Source organism: Aquipseudomonas alcaligenes NBRC 14159 (genome assembly GCF_000467105.1).
GTDB classification, from domain to species: Bacteria; Pseudomonadota; Gammaproteobacteria; order Pseudomonadales; family Pseudomonadaceae; genus Aquipseudomonas; species Aquipseudomonas alcaligenes.
In genome coordinates this window covers 89,536-108,068 of record NZ_BATI01000005.1, presented here as the reverse complement: position 1 = coordinate 108,068, position 18,533 = coordinate 89,536, and the positions used below count along the sequence as shown (strand labels likewise).

23 protein-coding genes are annotated in these 18,533 nt (G+C 67.5%); 7 read left to right on the top strand and 16 right to left on the bottom strand.

Going from position 1 to position 18,533, the window contains the following annotated elements; genetic code table 11:
* Window positions 1–24: 24 nt before the first annotated feature.
* Window positions 25–1,518 (bottom strand): CoA-acylating methylmalonate-semialdehyde dehydrogenase, encoded by a 1,494-nt coding sequence (locus PA6_RS02665; protein ID WP_021699329.1) that lies wholly within the window; start codon window positions 1,516–1,518, stop codon window positions 25–27.
* A gap of 119 nt (window positions 1,519–1,637) precedes the next feature.
* Between PA6_RS02665 and PA6_RS02660 the strand changes: the two genes are divergently transcribed.
* Window positions 1,638–2,519, top strand: coding sequence for an AraC family transcriptional regulator (locus tag PA6_RS02660; protein WP_021699328.1), 882 nt, complete (start codon window positions 1,638–1,640; stop codon window positions 2,517–2,519).
* On the opposite strand, the gene PA6_RS02655 is transcribed toward PA6_RS02660, so the two are convergent.
* The 4 genes from PA6_RS02655 to PA6_RS02640 all read right to left on the bottom strand — a co-directional run bounded on the left by PA6_RS02655 (window position 2,520) and on the right by PA6_RS02640 (window position 4,211).
* Window positions 2,520–3,335, bottom strand: coding sequence for an HDOD domain-containing protein (locus tag PA6_RS02655; RefSeq protein WP_021699327.1), 816 nt, complete (start codon window positions 3,333–3,335; stop codon window positions 2,520–2,522).
* Between the two features lie 91 nt (window positions 3,336–3,426).
* Window positions 3,427–3,705, bottom strand: coding sequence for a Rho-binding antiterminator (locus PA6_RS02650; protein ID WP_021699326.1), 279 nt, complete (start codon window positions 3,703–3,705; stop codon window positions 3,427–3,429).
* 9 nt (window positions 3,706–3,714) lie between these two features.
* Window positions 3,715–3,969, bottom strand: coding sequence for a DUF2024 family protein (locus PA6_RS02645; protein ID WP_021699325.1), 255 nt, complete (start codon window positions 3,967–3,969; stop codon window positions 3,715–3,717).
* A gap of 11 nt (window positions 3,970–3,980) precedes the next feature.
* Complete coding sequence (locus PA6_RS02640) at window positions 3,981–4,211, bottom strand: glutaredoxin domain-containing protein (RefSeq protein WP_021699324.1); 231 nt, start codon at window positions 4,209–4,211, stop codon at window positions 3,981–3,983.
* 116 nt (window positions 4,212–4,327) lie between these two features.
* On the opposite strand from PA6_RS02640, the gene PA6_RS02635 reads away from it, so the two are divergent.
* Entirely contained in the window at window positions 4,328–4,894 is a 567-nt protein-coding gene (locus PA6_RS02635; protein ID WP_021699323.1) for a MarR family winged helix-turn-helix transcriptional regulator, read from the top strand.
* Window position 4,895: 1 nt separating this feature from the next.
* Here PA6_RS02635 and PA6_RS02630 read toward each other — a convergent pair whose 3' ends face one another.
* The gene (locus tag PA6_RS02630) at window positions 4,896–5,303 is read right to left on the bottom strand and encodes a PaaI family thioesterase (RefSeq protein WP_021699322.1); all 408 of its coding nucleotides are present in this window, start codon (window positions 5,301–5,303) and stop codon (window positions 4,896–4,898) included.
* A 154-nt stretch (window positions 5,304–5,457) separates the two neighbouring features.
* Here PA6_RS02630 and ung point away from each other — a divergent pair, with 154 nt between their 5' ends.
* The gene (ung, locus tag PA6_RS02625) at window positions 5,458–6,156 is read left to right on the top strand and encodes a uracil-DNA glycosylase (RefSeq protein ID WP_021699321.1); all 699 of its coding nucleotides are present in this window, start codon (window positions 5,458–5,460) and stop codon (window positions 6,154–6,156) included.
* Here ung and PA6_RS02620 read toward each other — a convergent pair.
* From PA6_RS02620 to PA6_RS02600, 5 genes are read right to left on the bottom strand one after another with little or no spacing between them, the layout of a single operon-like run.
* The gene (locus PA6_RS02620) at window positions 6,116–7,000 is read right to left on the bottom strand and encodes a DUF6279 family lipoprotein (protein WP_021699320.1); all 885 of its coding nucleotides are present in this window, start codon (window positions 6,998–7,000) and stop codon (window positions 6,116–6,118) included. The genes ung and PA6_RS02620 overlap by 41 nt on opposite strands.
* A gap of 30 nt (window positions 7,001–7,030) precedes the next feature.
* Window positions 7,031–8,110: an ABC transporter permease gene (locus PA6_RS02615; protein ID WP_021699319.1), complete on the bottom strand. Its 1,080-nt coding sequence runs from the start codon at window positions 8,108–8,110 to the stop codon at window positions 7,031–7,033.
* A complete protein-coding gene (locus tag PA6_RS02610) occupies window positions 8,107–9,045 on the bottom strand; it encodes an ABC transporter ATP-binding protein (protein WP_021699318.1) in 939 nt (312 codons plus the stop codon). The genes PA6_RS02615 and PA6_RS02610 overlap by 4 nt, the downstream gene beginning before the upstream one ends.
* Entirely contained in the window at window positions 9,032–9,988 is a 957-nt protein-coding gene (locus PA6_RS02605; protein WP_021699317.1) for an HlyD family secretion protein, read from the bottom strand. Before PA6_RS02605 ends, PA6_RS02610 begins: the two co-directional genes overlap by 14 nt.
* Window position 9,989: 1 nt before the next feature.
* Window positions 9,990–10,634: a TetR/AcrR family transcriptional regulator gene (locus tag PA6_RS02600; protein WP_021699316.1), complete on the bottom strand. Its 645-nt coding sequence runs from the start codon at window positions 10,632–10,634 to the stop codon at window positions 9,990–9,992.
* Between the two features lie 162 nt (window positions 10,635–10,796).
* On the opposite strand from PA6_RS02600, the gene PA6_RS02595 reads away from it, so the two are divergent.
* From PA6_RS02595 to PA6_RS02585, 3 genes are read left to right on the top strand one after another with little or no spacing between them, the layout of a single operon-like run.
* Entirely contained in the window at window positions 10,797–12,785 is a 1,989-nt protein-coding gene (locus tag PA6_RS02595; RefSeq protein WP_043216180.1) for an FUSC family protein, read from the top strand.
* Window positions 12,772–12,978: a DUF1656 domain-containing protein gene (locus PA6_RS02590; protein WP_021699314.1), complete on the top strand. Its 207-nt coding sequence runs from the start codon at window positions 12,772–12,774 to the stop codon at window positions 12,976–12,978. The genes PA6_RS02595 and PA6_RS02590 overlap by 14 nt, the downstream gene beginning before the upstream one ends.
* 10 nt (window positions 12,979–12,988) lie before the next feature.
* Window positions 12,989–13,849, top strand: a complete 861-nt coding sequence (locus PA6_RS02585; RefSeq protein ID WP_021699313.1) for an efflux RND transporter periplasmic adaptor subunit — start codon at window positions 12,989–12,991, stop codon at window positions 13,847–13,849.
* 30 nt (window positions 13,850–13,879) lie between these two features.
* Here the strand turns inward: PA6_RS02585 and PA6_RS02580 are convergent, their stop codons facing one another.
* The 5 genes from PA6_RS02580 to PA6_RS24140 all read right to left on the bottom strand — a co-directional run bounded on the left by PA6_RS02580 (window position 13,880) and on the right by PA6_RS24140 (window position 16,504).
* Entirely contained in the window at window positions 13,880–14,212 is a 333-nt protein-coding gene (locus PA6_RS02580) for a hypothetical protein (RefSeq protein ID WP_021699312.1), read from the bottom strand.
* A gap of 76 nt (window positions 14,213–14,288) precedes the next feature.
* Entirely contained in the window at window positions 14,289–14,759 is a 471-nt protein-coding gene (locus PA6_RS02575; protein WP_021699311.1) for a MaoC family dehydratase, read from the bottom strand.
* Complete coding sequence (locus PA6_RS02570; protein WP_021699310.1) at window positions 14,756–15,715, bottom strand: alpha/beta hydrolase; 960 nt, start codon at window positions 15,713–15,715, stop codon at window positions 14,756–14,758. The genes PA6_RS02575 and PA6_RS02570 overlap by 4 nt, the downstream gene beginning before the upstream one ends.
* Before the next feature lie 64 nt (window positions 15,716–15,779).
* Window positions 15,780–16,169: a substrate-binding periplasmic protein gene (locus tag PA6_RS24145; RefSeq protein WP_021699309.1), complete on the bottom strand. Its 390-nt coding sequence runs from the start codon at window positions 16,167–16,169 to the stop codon at window positions 15,780–15,782.
* Window positions 16,151–16,504 carry a type 2 periplasmic-binding domain-containing protein gene (locus PA6_RS24140; RefSeq protein ID WP_021699308.1) on the bottom strand — a complete coding sequence of 118 codons (354 nt, stop codon included), beginning with the start codon at window positions 16,502–16,504 and terminating at the stop codon, window positions 16,151–16,153. The genes PA6_RS24145 and PA6_RS24140 overlap by 19 nt, the downstream gene beginning before the upstream one ends.
* A gap of 198 nt (window positions 16,505–16,702) precedes the next feature.
* Between PA6_RS24140 and fadD2 the strand changes: the two genes are divergently transcribed.
* Window positions 16,703–18,391, top strand: coding sequence for a long-chain-fatty-acid--CoA ligase FadD2 (gene fadD2, locus PA6_RS02560; protein WP_021699307.1), 1,689 nt, complete (start codon window positions 16,703–16,705; stop codon window positions 18,389–18,391).
* Window positions 18,392–18,533: the final 142 nt, after the last annotated feature.

The following is an 18,533-nucleotide window of genomic DNA, read 5'->3' as shown; positions in this document are numbered from 1 at the left end:
TCGCTTATTGAGGTGAGTCAGGTCTCACTTCAGTTGGATGGTCATATTCGGGCCAGAGACCGGAGTGTCATCGAACCACCTGCTGGTGACGGTCTTGGTCTCGGTGTAGAAGCGCACCGCCTGCTTGCCGTAGGCGTGCAGGTCGCCGTAGAAGGAGCCCTTCCAGCCGGTGAAGGAGAAGAATGGCAGCGGCACCGGGATCGGCACGTTGATGCCCACCTGGCCGACTTCCACCGCATGCTGGTAATGCCGCGCGGCGCCGCCGGAGCGTGTAAAGATGCTGGTGCCGTTGCCGAACGGGCTGGCGTTGACCAGTTCGATGGCCTCCTCAAGGGTGTCGACCTCCATGCACACCAGCACCGGGCCGAAGATCTCCTCGCGGTAGATCGACATGTTCGGCTTGACGTTGCGGAACAGAGTCGGGCCCAGCCAGTTGCCGTCAGGATAGCCCGGCACCTCGCAGTGGCTGCCGTCGAGCAGGCACTCGGCGCCTTCCGCCTTGCCCTCGGCGATCAGTTTCTGCACGCGCTGCTTGGCCTGCTGGCTGATCAGCGGACCATAGGCGGCGCCGCTGTCCTTCCAGTAGCCGGGGCGCAGCTCGGCCATCTGCGCGGCCAGTTCGGCAATCCACTGTTTCGACTCGCCGACGAACACCGCCACGCTGATCGCCATGCAGCGCTGGCCGGCGGCACCGCAGCTGGCGCCCACCAGGTTGCTGAGCACCTGGTCCTTGGGCGCGTCGGGCATGATCACCATGTGGTTCTTGGCGCCGGCGAAGGCCTGCACGCGCTTCAGGTGTTGTGTGCCCGTGCGGTAGATATGCTGGCCCACCGGCACCGAGCCGACGAAGGAGATGGCGCGGATGTCCTCGTGGGTGAGCAGGGCGTCGACCACCTCGCGGCCGCCGTGCAGCACCTGCAGCACGCCGGCCGGCGCGCCGGCCTCGAGGAACAGCTCGGCCAGGCGGTTGGGGGTCAGCGGGTCCTGCTCGGAGGGCTTGAGGATGAAGGTGTTGCCGCAGGCGATGGCCAGCGGGAACATCCATAGCGGGATCATCGCCGGGAAGTTGAACGGGGTGATGCCGACGCACACGCCGAGCGGCTGGATATAGCTGGCGGTGTCGATCTCGCGGGCGACGTTCTCCACCGTCTCGCCCATCATCAAGCTGCAGATGTTGGCCGCATGCTCGGCCACCTCGATACCGCGCCAGACGTCGCCCTTGGCATCGGCGAAGGTCTTGCCGGTCTCGCCGGCGAGAATCTCGGCCAGCTCGTCGTGGTGCTCCTTGAGCAGGTGCTGGTAACGCAGCATCAGCCGAGCACGTTCCGGCACCGGGACTTCGCGCCAGCTGAAGAAGGCCTGCTTGGCGCCGGCGATGGCCGCCTCGATTTCCTCGTGGGTGGCCTTGGGCGCCAGGGCCAGGACTTCCTGGGTGGCCGGGTCGGTCACCTCGATCAGTTCGCGGGCGTTGCTGGCCTGCCATTGGCCGTTGATCAGCTGGGGGATCACCTGGGGCATCGAGGGCCTCCTGATTGTTCTTGTGTGCCCCTGTTATAGCCGCAGCCGAACCCCCTGTGGATTGACGATCTTGCTCGGGGGATGGACGATCTTGGCATTCGAACAACAATGAGGGCGCCATGAACGCCTCGGTGGAAACCTCCAACTGGCCACTGCCGGCCAACGGCCTGCGCTTTATCGTGCCGCCTCGGCTGAGGCGTGTACTGGCCCGTCACCCGCTCTCGGCAGGCTGCTATCCGCTGGCTCTGGGCTTCTACCCGGAGGCCGCCGGGCACCGCATGCAGCGGCCGCTACCGGATGACCACCTGCTCATCTACTGCCGTGCCGGGCGCGGCTGGCTGGACAGCGTGGATGGACGATTGGAGGTGGGTGGCGGTGACCTGCTGTTGTTGCCCAAGGGCCTGGCGCACACCTACGGTGCCGACCCGCAGCGGCCCTGGACCATCCACTGGGTGCATTTCGACGGCGCCCTGTGCGACGACTTCCTGCGCCTGCTGGGCAAGCCCGGTGTGCGTCGTATCGGTGTGCAGCCACGCCTGCTGACCGACTTCGAGGCGTTGCTTGGCCTGCATCGCCGTGGCCTCAACCCGGCGCACTTCATCCACGCCGCCCACCAGCTGCAGGCGCTGCTCAGCTCGCTGGCCGTGCTGCCGATCCGCACCACACTGAAGTCCGGACGGGTGCTGGACGTGGACGCGGTGCAGGCGGTGATGCGCAGCCACCTGCACGGCAGCCTCAACCTCGACGAGCTGGCCGCGCAGTTCAAGCTGTCGCGCTTCCACTTCGCCAAGACCTACCGTGCCCTGACCGGCCACGCGCCAATCCAGGACTTCATCCAGCTGAAGATGGCCCAGGCCTGTCGCCTGCTCGACCAGGGCACCCTGGAAGTGCGGCAGATCGCCGAGCAACTGGGCTACGACGACCCCTACTACTTCTCACGGCTGTTCCGGAAGGTGGTGGGCATGGCGCCCAGCCATTACCGAGCGCTGCATCGCGGCTGATCAGGCGAGCAGGCGCAGCCACAGCTGCAGCTCGGGGCGCAGCGCCTCGCGCAGCTCAGCTAGCGGCTGTTGCAGGCCGAGGCGCTGTTGCGCCGGCAAGGGCTCGACCAGGGCGGCCGCGTCGGCCTGCAAGGCGCTGGCGACCAGGACCAGGTCGGTGAGGTCTGCCGCGCCCTCGTGCTGGCGCTGCCACTGGCCGCGCTGGCGCGCGCATTCGATGACGGCAGCGGGCAGTTGCCAGCGGGTCAGCACCAGTGCGCCGATGTCGGCGGAGAGCTGGTCGCACAACTCGTCCAGCGCCGCCATCTCGCGCGGGAAGTCCGGCCAGTGCTGCAGCTCGTCCAGCAGCGGCAGGCTGCCGATGTCCTGCAGCAGGCCGGCGAGCATGGCGTCATCCAGCGCCAGGCTGCAGCGCTGGGCCAGTGCCGCGCAGTAGGCGGCGCGCTCCCGCGCACGCCGCCAGCGCAGGGCAAAGGCCTGTTGCAGGATGGTTTCGCGGCTGGCGAACAGGTGGCGCACGGTGAAGCCCAGCACCAGGTCATTGAGTTGGCGGGTGCCCAGCCGCGCCAGCAGGTCGCGCATGGACATGCCCTGGCGGCCGCCGCGCAGCAGCGGGCTGTCGGCGAACTGCATCAGGTAGGCCGCCAGCGGCGGATCGCTGTTGATCACCCGTGCCAACTGTTCCAGCGAGGTGCGTGGGTCCTCCAGCAGACGGCGAATGCGCAGGGCGGCTTCCGGCATCTGTGGCACCTTGGCTTCACCCTTGAGAAAGCGGGTGAGCAGGGCGAAACGCACGGCATTGGCGGACTGCGACATAGTGACGACGACAAGGGGAAAAGGGCTGGCGATGCTAGCAAATTGCAGGCGCCGACGCATGAAGGGCCGGGTGAACGGCCCGCGCGAGCAATCAGATTGAGCAGACCCTGCCGGCCAGCTCCACCCGGCCGAAACTGGCGCCTGGGTCGAGCGGGGTGATGGCCAGCAGGCGATCCAGACGCACCTCCTGCCGGCCCTCGTCGGTCTGCAGCACGAGGAACTCCTCCTTGCTCGCCGCCGTGTGGGTATCCAGCGCCCTGGCTACGAAGCCGGGGCCGTCGACCAGCTCGACCTGCAGGCGATAGCCGTGCATGCAGGCGATCTCCAGGTAGTCGTACAGGTCGCAGTTCAGGGGCTGGTACGTGTTCATGCTGACCTCCTAGCAACCCTGCAGCGGGATGATGAAATAACCCTGCCGGGCAATCGCGGCGGCCACCTCGGGGTGGGCCGGCTCGCTGTGGCAGAACTGGCAACGGCTTTGCGCCACGTCCTCCGCCATCACGCCGCGGCTGGCGAGCCAGTCGCGGGCATGGCGGGCGGCAAGCGCCTGGTCCTGACCCTCGATGAGCACGTCGAAGTGTAGGTAAGCCCCTTCGAGCGTGCGTACGTGGGTGTCGAATACCTGAACGTTCACCGCCGGGCTCCTTACTTGAGGTCGTCGAGGGCGGCGCCGAAGTTCAGGTGCAGCACCTGGCCTTCGACCACCAGCGCCGGCACCGACTTGACGCCGGCCTGCTCGGCTTCGCTCAGCCGCTGCGGCTGGTCGCCGAGGTGAACGACCTCGACCTTGACCTGTGGGGCAAGCAGGCCGAGCAGGGTCTGTTCGGCCGAGACGCAGACGGGGCAGCCGGCATGGTAGAAACGTGCGTGGGTCATTTCGAGTCTCCTTGAGTTGTTTTAGTATCGAATCGATACTGATTGGAAGGCTACGCCGGCGCTCGTTCTGCTTATATAGTTTTTACTCGATACTAATTTTCGATCAAAATGATGATATGACCGCCACGACTCTCTTCGACCTGATCGAGCGCCTGACCAGCCTGATGCGCATCTGGAACCGCCAGCACCCGCTGCTGGCGGAGCTGCAGCCGATTCAGGTCAGTGCGCTGATCTACCTGTCGCGCTGCAACCGCTACTCGGACACTCCGCTGGCGGTGACCGAGTACCTGGGGCTGACCAAGGGCACGGTGTCGCAGTCGCTCAAGGCGCTGGAGGCCAGGGGCCTGATCGAGAAAGTGGCGGACGCGCGCGACCGGCGCAGCGTGCACCTGCGCCTGAGTGCAGCGGCGCAGGCGCTGGTGGCGGCGATCAACCCGCCGGAGTTTCTGCTCACAGCCGTGGAGCAGATGGGCGAGCGCGCTCAGGTGCTGGAGGCGGCCTTCGCCGACCTGCTACTGCAGATCCAGCGCAGCCAGGACGTGCCGGGCTTCGGCCTGTGTCGCATCTGCCGCTTCCATCAGCAACGCGATGGCCGGCCGTTCTGCGGCCTGACCCAGGAGCCACTGGCGCCGAACGAGGCCGAGCTGATCTGCCGCGAGCACCGGCCGCTGGAAACCGCCTGAACTAGACCCGGGCAATGGTCGCCAGCCCGGTGGCGACCAGCTTCTCCAGGCCATTCTTCAGCGCAAACACATCGGCCCGGCACACCGCCTGGCGCTGGCCAGCCTTGAGCACTTCGCTGCGGCACAGCAGGCGCTCGCCGATGGCGGGGGCCAGCAGGTTGAGCTTGTACTCGCTGGTGACCACGTCGCCGCACAGCGAGGCCGCCGCCCAGGCGCAGCCGCTGTCGACCATGAAGCCGACCACGGCGCCGTGCAGGTAGCCGTGGTGCTGGCACAGGTCGGGCCGGCTGCGTACCTGCAGGCTGACGCGGCCGGGCTCGAAGTCGAGCAGCTCGGCGCCCAGCAGCTGGGCGAAGGTGGAGTGTTGCAGTGCCTGCTCCAGGCGTTCGCGGCTGATGCCGGTTGTCATGATCCATGCTCCTCGGCAGTGGGAGCCAGTAGTCTTGGTCGGCTTGCGCGGCGCCGCCACACGCATCCAGCGGCGTGATGGCGCGGCATCAGCCTTGACTTGCCCCGGTGCCTTGCCTAGCGTGCCGCTTTCGTTTTTTCCGCAGGAAAGCCGCATGAGCGCCGACGACCGCATCAAACTCGAACCGGGCTGGAAAGAAGCCCTGCGCGAGGAGTTCGACAAGCCCTACATGAAGGTGTTGAGCGAGTTCCTGCGCACCGAGAAGGCGGCCGGCAAGGTGATCTACCCGCCCGGGCCGCTGATCTTCAATGCGCTCAATTCCACGCCGCTGGACCAGGTCAAGGTGGTGATCATCGGCCAGGACCCCTACCACGGTCCGGGCCAGGCCCATGGCCTGTGCTTCTCGGTACAGCCGGGCGTGCCGGCGCCGCCCTCGCTGGTGAACATCTTCAAGGAGCTCAAGCGCGACCTGAACATCGACATCCCCGCGCACGGCTATCTGCAGAGCTGGGCGGAGCAGGGCGTGCTGCTGCTCAACACTTCACTCACCGTGCAGCAGGCCAGCGCCGGCTCGCACGCCGACAAGGGCTGGCAGCCGTTCACCGACAAGGTGATCGAGGTGGTCAATGCGCGCCCCGGCAACCTGGTGTTCCTGCTCTGGGGCTCGCACGCGCAGAGCAAGCAGAAGCTGATCGACACCACCCGCCATCTGGTGCTGAAGTCGGCGCATCCCTCGCCGCTGTCGGCCTACCGGGGCTTCCTTGGCAACGGCCACTTCAGCCGCACCAACCAGTACCTCAAGCAGTGCGGCCTTACTCCGATCGACTGGCGACTGCCGCCGCTGCCGGCGTGACGCACTCCAGCCCGGCGATGTCCTCACGCAGGGCGCCGAGACGGTCATACAGACGCTGGCGCTGAGTGTTGTCGGCGCTGGCAATCAGCTGGCCGAGCAGCTCGGCCAGGTCGCTTTCGCTCTGCTCGAACGACTGCCGGTAGGCATCACTCCAGTAGCTCTGCCGTTCGCGCAGCAGACGCTCGATGCGCGCGGCGAAGTCGGCACTGCGGCGGCCTTCCAGCTCCTGCAGCAACGCTGCCTGCCAGCGCTCGCGGCTGTCCAGCCACAGGCGGTTCTGCTCGCCGCGCTGCTCGGCCCAGTGGCGCACCAGGGCCTGTTGCGCTGCGTTGAGCTCGCCAAACCAGGGCTGCAGGCGCTTTTCCGTGTTCTGCGCGCGTAGCGCGATCTGCTGCTCCAGCGGTGGGGCGACGAATTCGCGGCGCAGCTCGGCATTTTCCTTGGCCATCTGTTCGCGCAACTGCTGCACCTGCAGCGGGCTGAGCTGCTGCAGCAGGCCGGCGACGGTCGGGCTGACCTCGCCGGGAATCTGTTCGAGCGCAGCGCGCAGTTCGCCCAGGCGGGCGCGCAGCTGGGGCGCGTCCAATTCGCCGGCGGCGAGGGTGGCGCGGTCCTGGTCCAGCCAGTGGGTCAGCTGTGGCAGCTGTGTGCTGCAGTGCCAGGTCAGGTGCTGGTCCAGGCGCGGTTCGAGCCAGGCCTTCTGCTCGGCATTCAGGTCGAGGTAGCGTTCGATGCGCCAGGCCAGCAGCCAGTCGAGGTTGCGGTAGGCCAGGTCGAAACGGCTGCAGGCGCCGAGCAGCGCCAGACAGGCCAGCAGGGTGAGCAGACGCAGCGGTCGTCGCATGGCAGCCTCCGGGGGCGTTGCTGCGTCAGCCTAGTCCAGGCGCTTGTGGATGCGCATCACGGCCAGGCCCAGCAGCACGATGCAGAACACTCCTAGGATCAGGATCTCCCGCCACAGTTCCTCGACACCGGCGCCACGCAGCATGATCCCGCGCGACAGGCGCAGGTAGTGGGTCAGCGGCATGAACTCGGCGATCCACTGCGCCGCGCGGGGCATGCCGGCGAAGGGGAACATGAAGCCGGACAGCAGGATCTGCGGCAGGAAAGTGAAGAAGGCCATCTGCATGGCCTGGAACTGCGTGCTGGCCAGGGTCGACAGCCACACGCCGAGGGCCAGGCTGGCGACGATGAACAGCAGCGACGCGCCGTACAGGTCAAGGATCGCGCCACGCACTGGCACGCCGAACAGCCAGTGGCCGACCACCAGGATCACCGTCACCTGGATCAGGCCTATGCCGATGAAGGGCAGCACCTTGCCGATGGTCAGCTCCCAGGGCGACACCGGCGTGGCGATCAGCAGTTCCAGGTTGCCGTGCTCGCGCTCGCGCACCAGCGCCACGGCGGTGAACAGCACCATGGTCATGGTCAGAATCACCCCGAGCAGGCCGGGCACGGTGTTCAGCGGCGCCAGGCGTTCCGGGTTGTAGAAGTTCACCACCTCCACGCCCTGGCGACTTTCCCAGCCGGGCAGCGGGTAGGCGGCCAGCTGGCGCGCCGAGGCCTGCACGCTCTGGTCGGAGCCATCCACCACCAGCTGCAGCGGCGGGCGGTCCTGGCGCTGCAGGCGCGCCTCGAAGTCGCGCGGCACCACCAGGGCGGCGCTGATCTTGCCCTGGCGCAGCAACTGATCGATCTGCTGCGGGTCGTGCAGGTGGTACTGGATGTCGATCACCTGGCTGGAAACGATTTCCGCCACCGCCTCGCGCGATTGCGCGGTGTTCGCCTGGTCCAGCACGGCGGCCTCGATGCCGCGCACGTCCATGTTGATGGCGTAGCCGAACAGCACCAGCTCCAGCAGCGGAATGCCGGCGATCATGGCGAAGGTCAGCTTGTCGCGGCGCAGCTGGCGCAGTTCCTTGAGCACGATGGCGCCGAGGCGACGCAGGTTCATGTCCGCGCCTGCAGCGGCTTGCGGGTGACGGCGACGAACACGTCTTCCAGGTTGGCCTCGCCGTCGCGCAGCTGCGCGTCGATGCCGGCGCGGCGCAGGCTGGCGGCGATGTCGTCACGGGCACCGTTGGCGGCGCAGAGTACGCGCAGGGTGGCGCCGATCTGCGCCATCGCCAGCACCTCGGGGTGCCCCTGCAGGGCGCGCTGGGCTTCGCGCGGCTGGGCGTAGTCGACCAGCAGCGGGTGGCCGGGCAGGGCGTCCATCAGTTCGCGCGGGCTGCCATCGGCCACCAGGCGACCGGCGTCGAGAATCCCCAGGCGGGTACAGCGCTCGGCCTCGTCCATATAGTGGGTGGACACCAGCAGGGTGGTGCCCTGCTCGGCCAGCTCGAACAGCGAATCCCAGAATTCGCGGCGCGACTGCGGGTCGACGGCGCTGGTCGGCTCGTCGAGCAGCAGCAGGTCAGGCTTGTGCAACACCGCGCCGGCCAGGGCCAGGCGCTGCTTCTGCCCACCGCTGAGGGTGCCGGCCATCTGCGTGCGACGGTCGGCGAGCCAGTAGCGCTCCAGCAGTTCGTCGATGCGCTGGCGCGTGCCGCGCCGGCCGATGCCCTGCACGGCGGCGAGGAACTCCAGGTTTTCCTGCACCGTGAGGTCTTCGTACAGCGAGAACTTCTGCGTCATGTAGCCGATGCGCCGCTTCAGCGCTTCGGCATCACGCGGGATCTGGTAGCCGAGCACTTCCACCTCGCCCGCGCTGGGCAGCAGCAGGCCGCAGAGCATGCGGATGGTGGTGGACTTGCCGCAGCCGTTGGGGCCGAGGAAGCCGAACACTTCGGCGCGCGCCACCGACAGGTCGAGGCCGTCCACCGCGTTGAGCTGGCCGAAGCGCTTGCTCAGGCCGCGGGCGCGGATCACCAGGTCAGGGTCGTGCATCGCCGCGCTCCGCACGCAGGGGCAGGCCGGCCGGCAGCTGGCGTGCGGCTTCGCCCTGCAGTACCAGCTCGGCGCGGTACATCAGGCGGCTGGCGTCATCGCCGGTCAGCGCGTAGTAGGGGGTGAAGGCGGCCTCGCTGCGGATGCTGCGCACGCGGGCCTGGAACGGCTGCTCGACGCCTTCGACGAACACGCGCATGAGGTCGCCGACGCTGACCTGCGCCCTGATGCTGGCCGGGATAAACACCCGTGCATAGGGCTGCTCACCGACCAGCAGGCTGACCAGCTCGGCACCGGCCGGCGGTTGGTCGCCGACCTTGAAGGGCAGGGCGTCGACCAGTCCGGAGCGGGGCGCGCGCAGGCTGAGGTGCTCGCGGCCGACTTGCAGCTGGGCCAGGTTGCCGCGGGCGGCCTCCAGGGCGGCGGCGGCCTGTTCCAGCTGCTCCGGGCGGGTGCCGTTGGTCAGCTCGCGCAGCTGCGCCTCGGCGCTGCGGGTGGCGGCGCTGGCCTGATCGCGGGCGGCGCGGGCGCGGTCCAGTTCGGCGATGGCCACCTGCTTACGCTGGTACAGCTCGGCGATGCGGCTGAAGCTGCGCTCAGCATCGGTCAGCTCGGCACGGTTGCGCGCCAGGTCGGCACGCGCCGCGTCGATGGTTTCGCTGCGCGCGCCATTGCTCAGCTCGGCCAGGTGCGCGGCGGCCTGTTCCACCTCCGCGCGGGCCTGGGCGATGCGTGCGTCCTGGCGACGCGGATCGAGCTCCAGCAGCAGCTGGCCGGCCTCGACCCGCTCGCCTTCGGCCACGGCGATCCGCAGCAGGACCTCAGAGGCTTCGGCGGGCAGGCTGACACGGTCCCATTCCAGGGTGCCGAGCAGCGGCTTGTCGGCATCAGTGCAACCCGTCAGGGCGCCGAGCATCAGGGCGGACAGCAACAGGCGGCGCATCTCAGGGCTCCATCCCGCCCTTGAGCAGGGCCAGGGTGTGGGTGATCAGCGCGTCGTCGCCGATCTCCGGGTTGGCGAACACGCCACGCCAGATCGGCGCGGCGGCGTAGGGCAGCAGGGTCAGGCCGATCAGCGAGACCACCAGCAGGCGCGGGTCGAGTCCGGGGTTGAGGGCGCCTCGGGCCTGGGCGGCGGCGAACTTCTGCGCCAGCAGCAACGGCACCATGGGCGCGACGCGGTGCATCAGGCGCTCGCGCAGCACGCCGCCCTCGCAGAGGATTTCGCGTACCCAGAGTTGGGACAGCCACGGCTGCTCGGTGACGTTGCGCACCATGTCGCGGATAAAGGCTTCGACCAGCGCGAGCGGATCGTCGCCGGCCTGCTGCAGCTGTGCGGCCGCGCGCGCGACCAGGGGCAGGAAACGCTCCTCGACCATGGCCTCGACCAGCCGCTCCTTGCTGCCGAAGTAATAGTTGAGCAAGGCCGGGGTCACCCCGGCGCGCTCGGCGATGGCGCGCAGGCGGGTGGCCTGGATGCCCTGCTGGGCGAACAGGTCTGTGGCGATGCTGAGCAGCTGCTCGCGCTGCACCGTGGCAGCGGCAGTCGGGCGCCCGGGGGCGCGTGGAGTCTTGGCGGGTTTGTTCATGGGTTAATAATTAAGCGTGTAATTAATTTATGGCAACCGCCGTTCGTCTTTCCATACTCTGGACGAATACTGTTAGCTGGCTAATAATTAGCTCTGATGGTTTAGCTGCTCGGGGCGTGGGCGGCTACCTTGATTGCCAATGCCTCCATCGGTAGCAGACCCGTGCGTGATTCCCTGTCGGCCTTCCTGACCCCCAGCCTTGCGGCGCTGCAGTTCGCCGGCAAGACCCTGCTCAGCGGTGGCCTGGCGCTGTGGTGCGCCTTCCGCTTCGACCTCGACCAGCCGCAATGGGCGCTGATGACAGCCTTCATCGTGGCCCAGCCGCTGGCGGGCATGGTGGTGCAGAAGGGGTTGGCGCGGCTGCTCGGGACGCTGGTCGGTACGGCGCTGTCGGTACTGTTCATGGGCCTGTTCGCGCAGGCGCCCTGGCTTTTCCTGCTGGTGATGGCGCTGTGGCTGGGTCTGTGCACGGCTGCCTCGACCCTGTTGCGCAGCGCCTGGGCCTACGCCTTCGTGCTGGCGGGCTACACGGTGGCGATCATCTGCCTGCCGATCATCGGCAAACCGCTGCTGGTGTTCGACGAGGCGGTGGCGCGATGCACCGAGATCTGCCTCGGCATCCTCTGCTCCATGGCGGTCAGCGCCGTGCTCTGGCCGCAGCGGGTCGAGCAGGTGGTGGTGCAGCAGGCACGCGCCGCCTGGCAGGGCGGGGTGCAGGCGGCCTCCGCCGCGCTGCAGGGGCGGGCGGCGGGGCGCCAGGGGCTGCTGGAGACGCTCGGGCGCATCGTCGCGGTGGATGCCCAGCGCGAGCACGCCTGGTTCGAGGGCCAGCTCGGCCGTCAGCGCGCCCGTGGCCTGCGAGTGCTGACCCGCGAGCTGCTTGGCCTGCTGCGCCTGGCTCGTGGCGTGGCACGGCAGTGGCAGCAACTGGACGAAGCCGACATGCACGCGCTGGGACCCTGGCTGGACGAGGTGCAGGCGCTGCTGGCCGAGCCGGACGGGGCGCGCCAGGAGGCGCTCTACCGGCGTCTGCTGGAACAGTCGCAGGCGCCCGAACAGGCTCTGGCGCGGCAGTACTGCCTGGGGCGGCTGGCCCTGGTGGTGCGCCAGTTGGGCTACGCGCAGGTGGCGCTGGCGTCGATCCAGCGTGGCGAGGCACCGCAGGACGCGCCGCCGCCGCTGTCCTGGCACCGCGACCTGCAGACGGCGGCCGTCTACGGCCTGCGCAGCTGCCTGACGCTGTTGGTGCTGTCGGCTTTCTGGCTGGCCACCGGCTGGCCGGCCGCCAGCGGCGCGCTGCTGCTGGCGTCGGTGGTGTGCAGCCTGTTTGCCAGCCGCGAGAACGCCGACCTGATCGGCATGGCCTTTCTGCGCGGCATCTTCTACGCCCTGCCGGTGGCCTTCGTGGTCGGCCAGTTGCTGCTGCCGCAATGGAATGGTTTTCCGCTGCTCTGCCTGGCGCTGGGTGTGCCGCTGCTGTTCGGCCTGCTGGCGATGGCGCGACCGGCGCTGGCGGGCGCTGCCACCTCGTTCTGCCTGCACTTCATCGTGCTCTGTGCGCCGCGCAATGACATGGTCTACGACGTCGCCTTCTTCCTCAACGAGGCCCTGGCCATGCTGATCGGCGTCGGTTGCGCGGTGCTGGCGCTGCGCCTGATCGTGCTGCGCAATCCACTGTGGCATGGCCGGCGCCTGCTGCGGGCGACCCTCGACGACCTGGCGCGCCTGTGTTCGCGCAGCCTCGAGGGGGCGGAGAACTGGTTCGGCGGGCGCATGGCCGACCGCCTGCTGCAGCTGGCGCGCCATTATCCGCAGCTGCCGCAGGGTGGCCGCAGCCGCTGGGACGACGGTATCGACGGCCTCGATCTGGGCGATGAACTGCTGCACCTGCGGGCCTGCCTGGCGGCGGCGCAGAGTGCACCGCGCCAGGCCGAGCAGCGCTTCTTCGAGCAGGTGCAGGATCTGCTGCGCCAGGGCCCGGTGGCGGGTGGCGGCGAGCAGCTGCAACCGCCGGTCGAGGCCCTGGTGCGGGCCCTGCGTGATCAGCCTGCGGCCATCGAACTACGCCTGGCCGAGGCGGCATTGTTGCAACTGACCCATAGCTGGCGCCACTGGTGCGACCGCCAAGGAGACCCCCATGGAATTGCGTGAATGGGCGCTGGGTGGCGTGCTGCTCAGCCCCATGCTGCTGTACGCGCTGCTGGCGCTGCTGCTGACCGGCGTGCTGCGCCTGGGCCTGCAGCGCGCCGGCCTGGCGCGCTGGATCTGGCACGAAGCGCTGTTCGATTGTGCCCTGTATGTCTGTGTGCTGGCCGGGTTGCTGGCGCTGTTCGCTACCTGGTGAGGAGCCTGAAATGCAAAGCATCCCCCGTATTGTCGTGACCCTCGCCGTGGTCCTGCTGGCCCTGCTGGCCGGCTGGTGGCTGTGGCACTTCTACATGATCGCGCCCTGGACTCGCGACGCGCGGGTGCGCGCCGATGTGGTCACCATCGCCCCGGACGTGTCCGGCTGGGTGGTCGAGCTGAAAGTGCGCGACAACCAGCAGGTAAAGGCTGGCGACCTGCTCATGAGCATCGACCGCGAGCGCTACCAGGCGGCGCTGGACAAGGCCCGGGCGCTCGCCGAAACGCGCCGCCAGCAGCTCAATCTGCGCCAGCACGAGGCCTCGCGCCGTGTCCACCTGGGGCCGCAGGCGATCAGTGCCGAGCTGCGCGAAAACGCGCAGATCAACGCCGAGATCGCCCGCGCCGAGTTCCAGCAGGCCGAGGCCGAGGTCAAGCTGGCCGAGCTCAACCTCGCGCGCAGCGAGGTGCGCGCGCCGCGCGCGGGGCAGATCACCAACCTGCACCTGGCCCAGGGCAATTACGTGCAGGCCGGCCAGGCGGTGATGGCGCTGGTAGCGGATGATTCCTTCTACGTGCAGGCCTACTTCGAGGAAACCAAGCTGCCCGGCATCCGCGTAGGCGCGCCGGCCGAGGTGATCCTGATGAGCGGCGGCGAGCCGCTGCAGGGCAAGGTGCAGAGCATCAGCCGCGGCATCACCGACCGCAACGCCGCCGCGGACGCGCAGCTGCTGGCCGATGTCGAGCCGACCTTCAACTGGGTGCGCCTGGCCCAGCGCATTCCGGTACGCATCGAGCTGGACGAGCTGCCCAAGGAGCTGTTGCTGAGTGCGGGGATGACGGCGAGCGTGAGGGTTATGGAACAGGATTAAGAGGGTTGGCAGCGGCTTCGGGCGCATGCCCTAGCTTTTTTTGCGATGGATCAGGCAGGCAGCGAAGTAGGCCAGAAAGATGCCGATGGCGGCTTGTATAGCCCATTTTATGTAGCCCATTTGCATGAACTGCTGATACTCGGCGCTTTTGACGAACGTCCCCACTGCCTCGTAAGCGTCGTCACTGAGGGGGCTTCTGCTTGTGATAACAGAGTGCTTCTCAACGGCTTGCTCATAGAGATTGAGCATCTGCTTTTTGTAGAGCTCATCGATCGCTGCAGATGAGACGGAATTGATGAGATACAGCGCGACGAGAAGCGCAGTGGTTGCCAGCTTACGAACACTCGGTTTCCAGAATTCCATTTCCAGCGATCTCTACAGTTCTAGGTATGAAAAAAGCCAGCCGGGCTGGGTGCCCGGCTGGCTTTCAGATCGAGCCTCAGCCAACCGTGACCATCGGCATCTCCGGCATATTCAGCGTCTGCTCTGCGCGCGGCGCCAGCACTTCGGCCTCGCCGTCGACCACCTGCTCCTGGTTCTGGTTGAACACGCGGGTGGCCAGGCGTACGCGGCCCTTGGGCAGTTTCTCCAGCACTTCCAGTTGCACGGTCAGGGTGTCACCGAGTTTCACCGGACGGGTGAACTTGAGCTGCTGGCCGAGGTAGATGGTGCCCGGGCCGGGCAGGCGGCAGGCGATGGCCGCGCTGATCAGGGCGCCGCTGAACATGCCGTGGGCGATGCGCTCCTTGAACATCGTCTCGGCAGCGAAGGCGGCATCCAGGTGCACCGGGTTGTTGTCGCCGGAGACGGCGGCGAACAGCTGGATGTCGCGTTCCTCGACGGTCCTTTCCAGGCTGGCCTGCTGGCCGACTTCAAGGTTGTCGTAGGGGATGTTGGTGACCAGGGTCATACGGGTTCCTCGATGGGGTGGGTGCACGCGCGGCTGCGGGCCAGGGCCCGGTCCAGCCAGTCGCGCAGGTAGGTGGTGACTTCGTCGCGGTTGCTCTCGTTGAGCAGCTCGTGGCGCGCCTCGGGATAGATCTTCAGCTCCACGTTGTGCAGACCGGCAGTGCGCAGGGCGCCGGCCAGGTCGCCGAGGCGCTTGCCCTGGCTGACCGGGTCGTGGTCGCCGCCGATCACCAGCAGCGGCAGATCGGCGTCGATCTGTGCCAGGTTCTCCACCGGGGTGATCTGTTGCAGGCCGCCCATCAGGTCGCACCACAGCTGGGTGGTACAGACGAAGCCGCACAGCGGGTCGGTCACGTACTTGTCCACTTCCGCCGGGTCGCGACTGAGCCAGTCGAAGCCGGTGCGGTTGGGCTTGAAGGCCTTGTTGAACGAGCCGAAGGACAGGAAGTCGATCAGCCGGCTGCGTCCGGTCGGGCCCAGGCGCCAGCGCTCGAAACGGGTGATCAGGCTGGCGGCCTGGTAGACCGGCAGTGGCTGGTAGTTCGAGCCGGACAGGATGGCGCCCTGCAGGCTGCAGCTGTGCTGCATCAGGTAGGCCATGCCGATGTAGCTGCCCATGCTGTGGCCGAGGAGGAAGATCGGCGCCTGCGGGTGCTGTTTGCGAATGTGGTGATTGAGCGTGGCCAGGTCACCGACCACCTTGTTCCAGCCGTCCGCGTCGGCGTAGTGGCCGAGCATGCCCTGGTCCGCCGTGCGGCCGTGACCGCGCTGATCCATGGCGTACACACCATAGCCGGCGGCGGTGAACACCTCGGCCAGGCGCGCATAGCGCTCGGCATGTTCGGCCATGCCGTGGGCAATCATCAGCAGCGCCTTGGGCGGTGTCTCGGTCGGCCAGTGGAGTACGCGCAGGGCGGTGCCGTCACTGGCGCCGATCCGGAAGTCTTGTGGGTGCATGGCGATCCTTGTGCCCGGTTATTGGCGGCATTGTGCATGGCCGGGGCACCTGCGCAAAGGGCCGCTAGCGCCACTCGCTGTGGCGTTTGAGGATGCGCAGGTACTCGCCGCTGGCGTGCAGCTCGCGCAGGCCGCGCTCGAAGATCGCGGCCCAGTCCGGTTGGCCGGCTTGCGGGGCGCTGAAGCCGACCACCAGCGGGATGCGTTCCAGCGCCGGCTCCTGCCAGATCAGCTGGCCGCGCAGCTCGCTGTCGCCGGTCATCAGGTGCTCGCCGACCAGGCGCTCCAGCAACACCAGGTCGAAGCGTCGGGCGGCCAGCTTGCGCAGGTTGCTGATGTCGTCCACCGCTTCCTCGGTGACGATGCCGGAGCCGAGGATGCGCGGCGGGTAGCCGTAGCCGCGCACGATGCCCACCCGCCGGCCGTGCAGTTCGCTCAGGTCGGTGAAGTGCACGGGCGTGTCGCGCCGCACGAAGAACCCGAGCTGGCTGTAGAACAGCGGCGTGAGGCGTGCAGCCGCTCTTCCCGGATTTCCTGGGGCCACAGCGCCAGTGCCCCCTGGTAGCGGCCGGAACGCAGCTCGGCGCGCACCCGCGCCCAGGGCATGAAGTCGATGCTCGGGGTGTAGCCCTGGGTGGCGAAGGCGCTGCGGGTCAGTTCGACGATGCTGCCGCCGGCCGCCTGGGTCTGCGAGCTGTAGGGAGGGTATTCCAGGGTAGCCAGGCGCGGTTCGGCCGCCAGCGGCAGGCAGAGCAGGGCAAGGGTGGCGAGCAGCAGGGGGCGATACATGGTGGGTGCCAGACAGGGGGCGCCTTCTAGCTATAGACCAGTGCGCGGGGAATCGCTGAAAAGCATGGTAAAGATTCACGTGGTCAATGAGCGCCATCGGGGGATATGCCGGCGCGGATGGAGCTGTTAAGTTCCTGATCAGCCCGGCCGCGACCCAGGTGGCTGGCCCGCATCTTCAGGTCTAGGGGAATAACAACAATGCAACCTGATTTCTGGGACGACAAACGCCCTGCCGGTGTCGCCAACCAGCTCGACTTCGCTTCCTATCGTTCGGTGGTCGAGGTCTTCGAACGGTCCTGCAAGAAATTCGCTGATCGCCCGGCGTTCAGCAACCTCGGGGTAACCCTCAGCTACGCCGAGCTGGAGCGCCATTCCGCGGCCTTCGCCGCCTGGCTGCAGAAGAACACCGACCTCAAGCCGGGCGACCGCATCGCCGTGCAGATGCCCAACGTGCTGCAGTACCCGATCGCCGTGTTCGGCGCCATGCGTGCCGGGCTGATCGTGGTCAACACCAACCCGCTGTACACCGTGCGCGAGATGCGCCACCAGTTCAACGACGCCGGTGTGCGTGCCCTGGTCTACCTCAATACCTTCGGCAAGTCGGTGCAGGAAGTGCTGCCCGATACCCAGATCGAGTACCTGATCGAGGCGCGCCTGGGCGACATGCTGCCGAGCCTCAAGGGCTGGCTGGTGAACACCCTGGTCAAGCACGTGAAGAAGATGGTGCCGGATTACCAGCTGCCGCAGGCCATCTCCTTCAAGCAGGTGCTGCGCGAAGGCAAGGGCCATGCCTTCCAGCCGGCCAAGCAGGGGCTGGACGATATCGCCGTGCTGCAATACACCGGCGGCACCACCGGGGTGGCCAAGGGGGCCATGCTCACCCACGGCAACCTGGTGGCTAACATGCTGCAGGTGCACAACTGCCTGCAGCAGGCGGGTGACGACGGCCAGCCGCTGATGCGTGAAGGCGGCGAGATCATGATCGCGCCGCTGCCGCTCTACCATATCTATGCCTTCACCGCGAACTGCATGTGCATGATGGTCAGCGGCAACCACAACGTGCTGATCACCAACCCGCGCGACATCCCCGGCTTCGTCAAGGAACTGGGCAAGTGGCAGTTCTCCGCGCTGCTGGGGCTGAACACCCTGTTCGTCGCGCTGATGGACCACCCGGACTTCAAGAACCTCGATTTCTCCCGTCTCAAGCTGACCAACTCCGGCGGTACCGCGCTGGTCAAGGCCACCGCCGAGCGCTGGCAGCAGATGACCGGCTGCACCATCGTCGAGGGCTACGGCCTCACCGAGACCTCGCCGGTGGCCACCACCAACTGCTACGGCAAGCTGGCGCGCCTGGGCTCGGTGGGCATTCCGGTGGCTGGCACTACGCTCAAGGTGATCGACGACAACGGCGTCGAGCAGCCGCTGGGCGAGCGTGGCGAGCTGTGCATCAAGGGCCCGCAGGTGATGAAGGGCTACTGGCAGCGTCCCGAGGCGACCGCCGAGGTGCTGGACGAGGAGGGCTGGTTCAAGACCGGCGACATCGCCGTGATCGACCCAGATGGCCATGTGCGCATCGTCGACCGCAAGAAGGACATGATCATCGTCTCCGGCTTCAACGTGTATCCGAACGAGATCGAGGACGTGGTCATGGCCCACCCGAAGGTGGCCAGCTGCGCGGCCATCGGCGTACCGGACGAGAGGTCCGGCGAGGCGGTCAAGCTGTTCGTGGTGGCCCGCGAGGGCGGCGTCACCGTCGAGGAGATCAAGGCCTACTGCAAGGAGAACTTCACCGGCTACAAGGTGCCCAAGCACATCGTGCTGAAGGATGCCCTGCCGATGACGCCGGTCGGCAAGATTCTCCGTCGCGAGTTGCGCGACATCGCCTGAGGCCCCGTCCTCAAGCGGTTCCCATCTGCTCCATCAGGAAATGACCGATCGAATATGATCGGTCATTTTTCTGACCGCCGGGGCCATGTTTGGTGCTAGGCGCTCCCCGGCAAAGCTGCTACTCTCGGCACGCTTTGCGCCA

Coding starts and splice junctions, on each gene's coding strand:
- PA6_RS02665 (WP_021699329.1), bottom strand. CDS start 1,518: ATGCCCCAGGTGATCCCCCAGCTGATCAACGGCCAATGGCAGGCCAGC.
- PA6_RS02660 (WP_021699328.1), top strand. CDS start 1,638: ATGAACGCCTCGGTGGAAACCTCCAACTGGCCACTGCCGGCCAACGGC.
- PA6_RS02655 (WP_021699327.1), bottom strand. CDS start 3,335: ATGTCGCAGTCCGCCAATGCCGTGCGTTTCGCCCTGCTCACCCGCTTT.
- PA6_RS02650 (WP_021699326.1), bottom strand. CDS start 3,705: ATGAACACGTACCAGCCCCTGAACTGCGACCTGTACGACTACCTGGAG.
- PA6_RS02640 (WP_021699324.1), bottom strand. CDS start 4,211: ATGACCCACGCACGTTTCTACCATGCCGGCTGCCCCGTCTGCGTCTCG.
- PA6_RS02635 (WP_021699323.1), top strand. CDS start 4,328: ATGACCGCCACGACTCTCTTCGACCTGATCGAGCGCCTGACCAGCCTG.
- PA6_RS02630 (WP_021699322.1), bottom strand. CDS start 5,303: ATGACAACCGGCATCAGCCGCGAACGCCTGGAGCAGGCACTGCAACAC.
- ung (WP_021699321.1), top strand. CDS start 5,458: ATGAGCGCCGACGACCGCATCAAACTCGAACCGGGCTGGAAAGAAGCC.
- PA6_RS02620 (WP_021699320.1), bottom strand. CDS start 7,000: ATGCGACGACCGCTGCGTCTGCTCACCCTGCTGGCCTGTCTGGCGCTG.
- PA6_RS02615 (WP_021699319.1), bottom strand. CDS start 8,110: ATGAACCTGCGTCGCCTCGGCGCCATCGTGCTCAAGGAACTGCGCCAG.
- PA6_RS02610 (WP_021699318.1), bottom strand. CDS start 9,045: ATGCACGACCCTGACCTGGTGATCCGCGCCCGCGGCCTGAGCAAGCGC.
- PA6_RS02605 (WP_021699317.1), bottom strand. CDS start 9,988: ATGCGCCGCCTGTTGCTGTCCGCCCTGATGCTCGGCGCCCTGACGGGT.
- PA6_RS02600 (WP_021699316.1), bottom strand. CDS start 10,634: ATGAACAAACCCGCCAAGACTCCACGCGCCCCCGGGCGCCCGACTGCC.
- PA6_RS02590 (WP_021699314.1), top strand. CDS start 12,772: ATGGAATTGCGTGAATGGGCGCTGGGTGGCGTGCTGCTCAGCCCCATG.
- PA6_RS02585 (WP_021699313.1), top strand. CDS start 12,989: ATGCAAAGCATCCCCCGTATTGTCGTGACCCTCGCCGTGGTCCTGCTG.
- PA6_RS02580 (WP_021699312.1), bottom strand. CDS start 14,212: ATGGAATTCTGGAAACCGAGTGTTCGTAAGCTGGCAACCACTGCGCTT.
- PA6_RS02575 (WP_021699311.1), bottom strand. CDS start 14,759: ATGACCCTGGTCACCAACATCCCCTACGACAACCTTGAAGTCGGCCAG.
- PA6_RS02570 (WP_021699310.1), bottom strand. CDS start 15,715: ATGCACCCACAAGACTTCCGGATCGGCGCCAGTGACGGCACCGCCCTG.
- PA6_RS24140 (WP_021699308.1), bottom strand. CDS start 16,504: ATGTATCGCCCCCTGCTGCTCGCCACCCTTGCCCTGCTCTGCCTGCCG.
- fadD2 (WP_021699307.1), top strand. CDS start 16,703: ATGCAACCTGATTTCTGGGACGACAAACGCCCTGCCGGTGTCGCCAAC.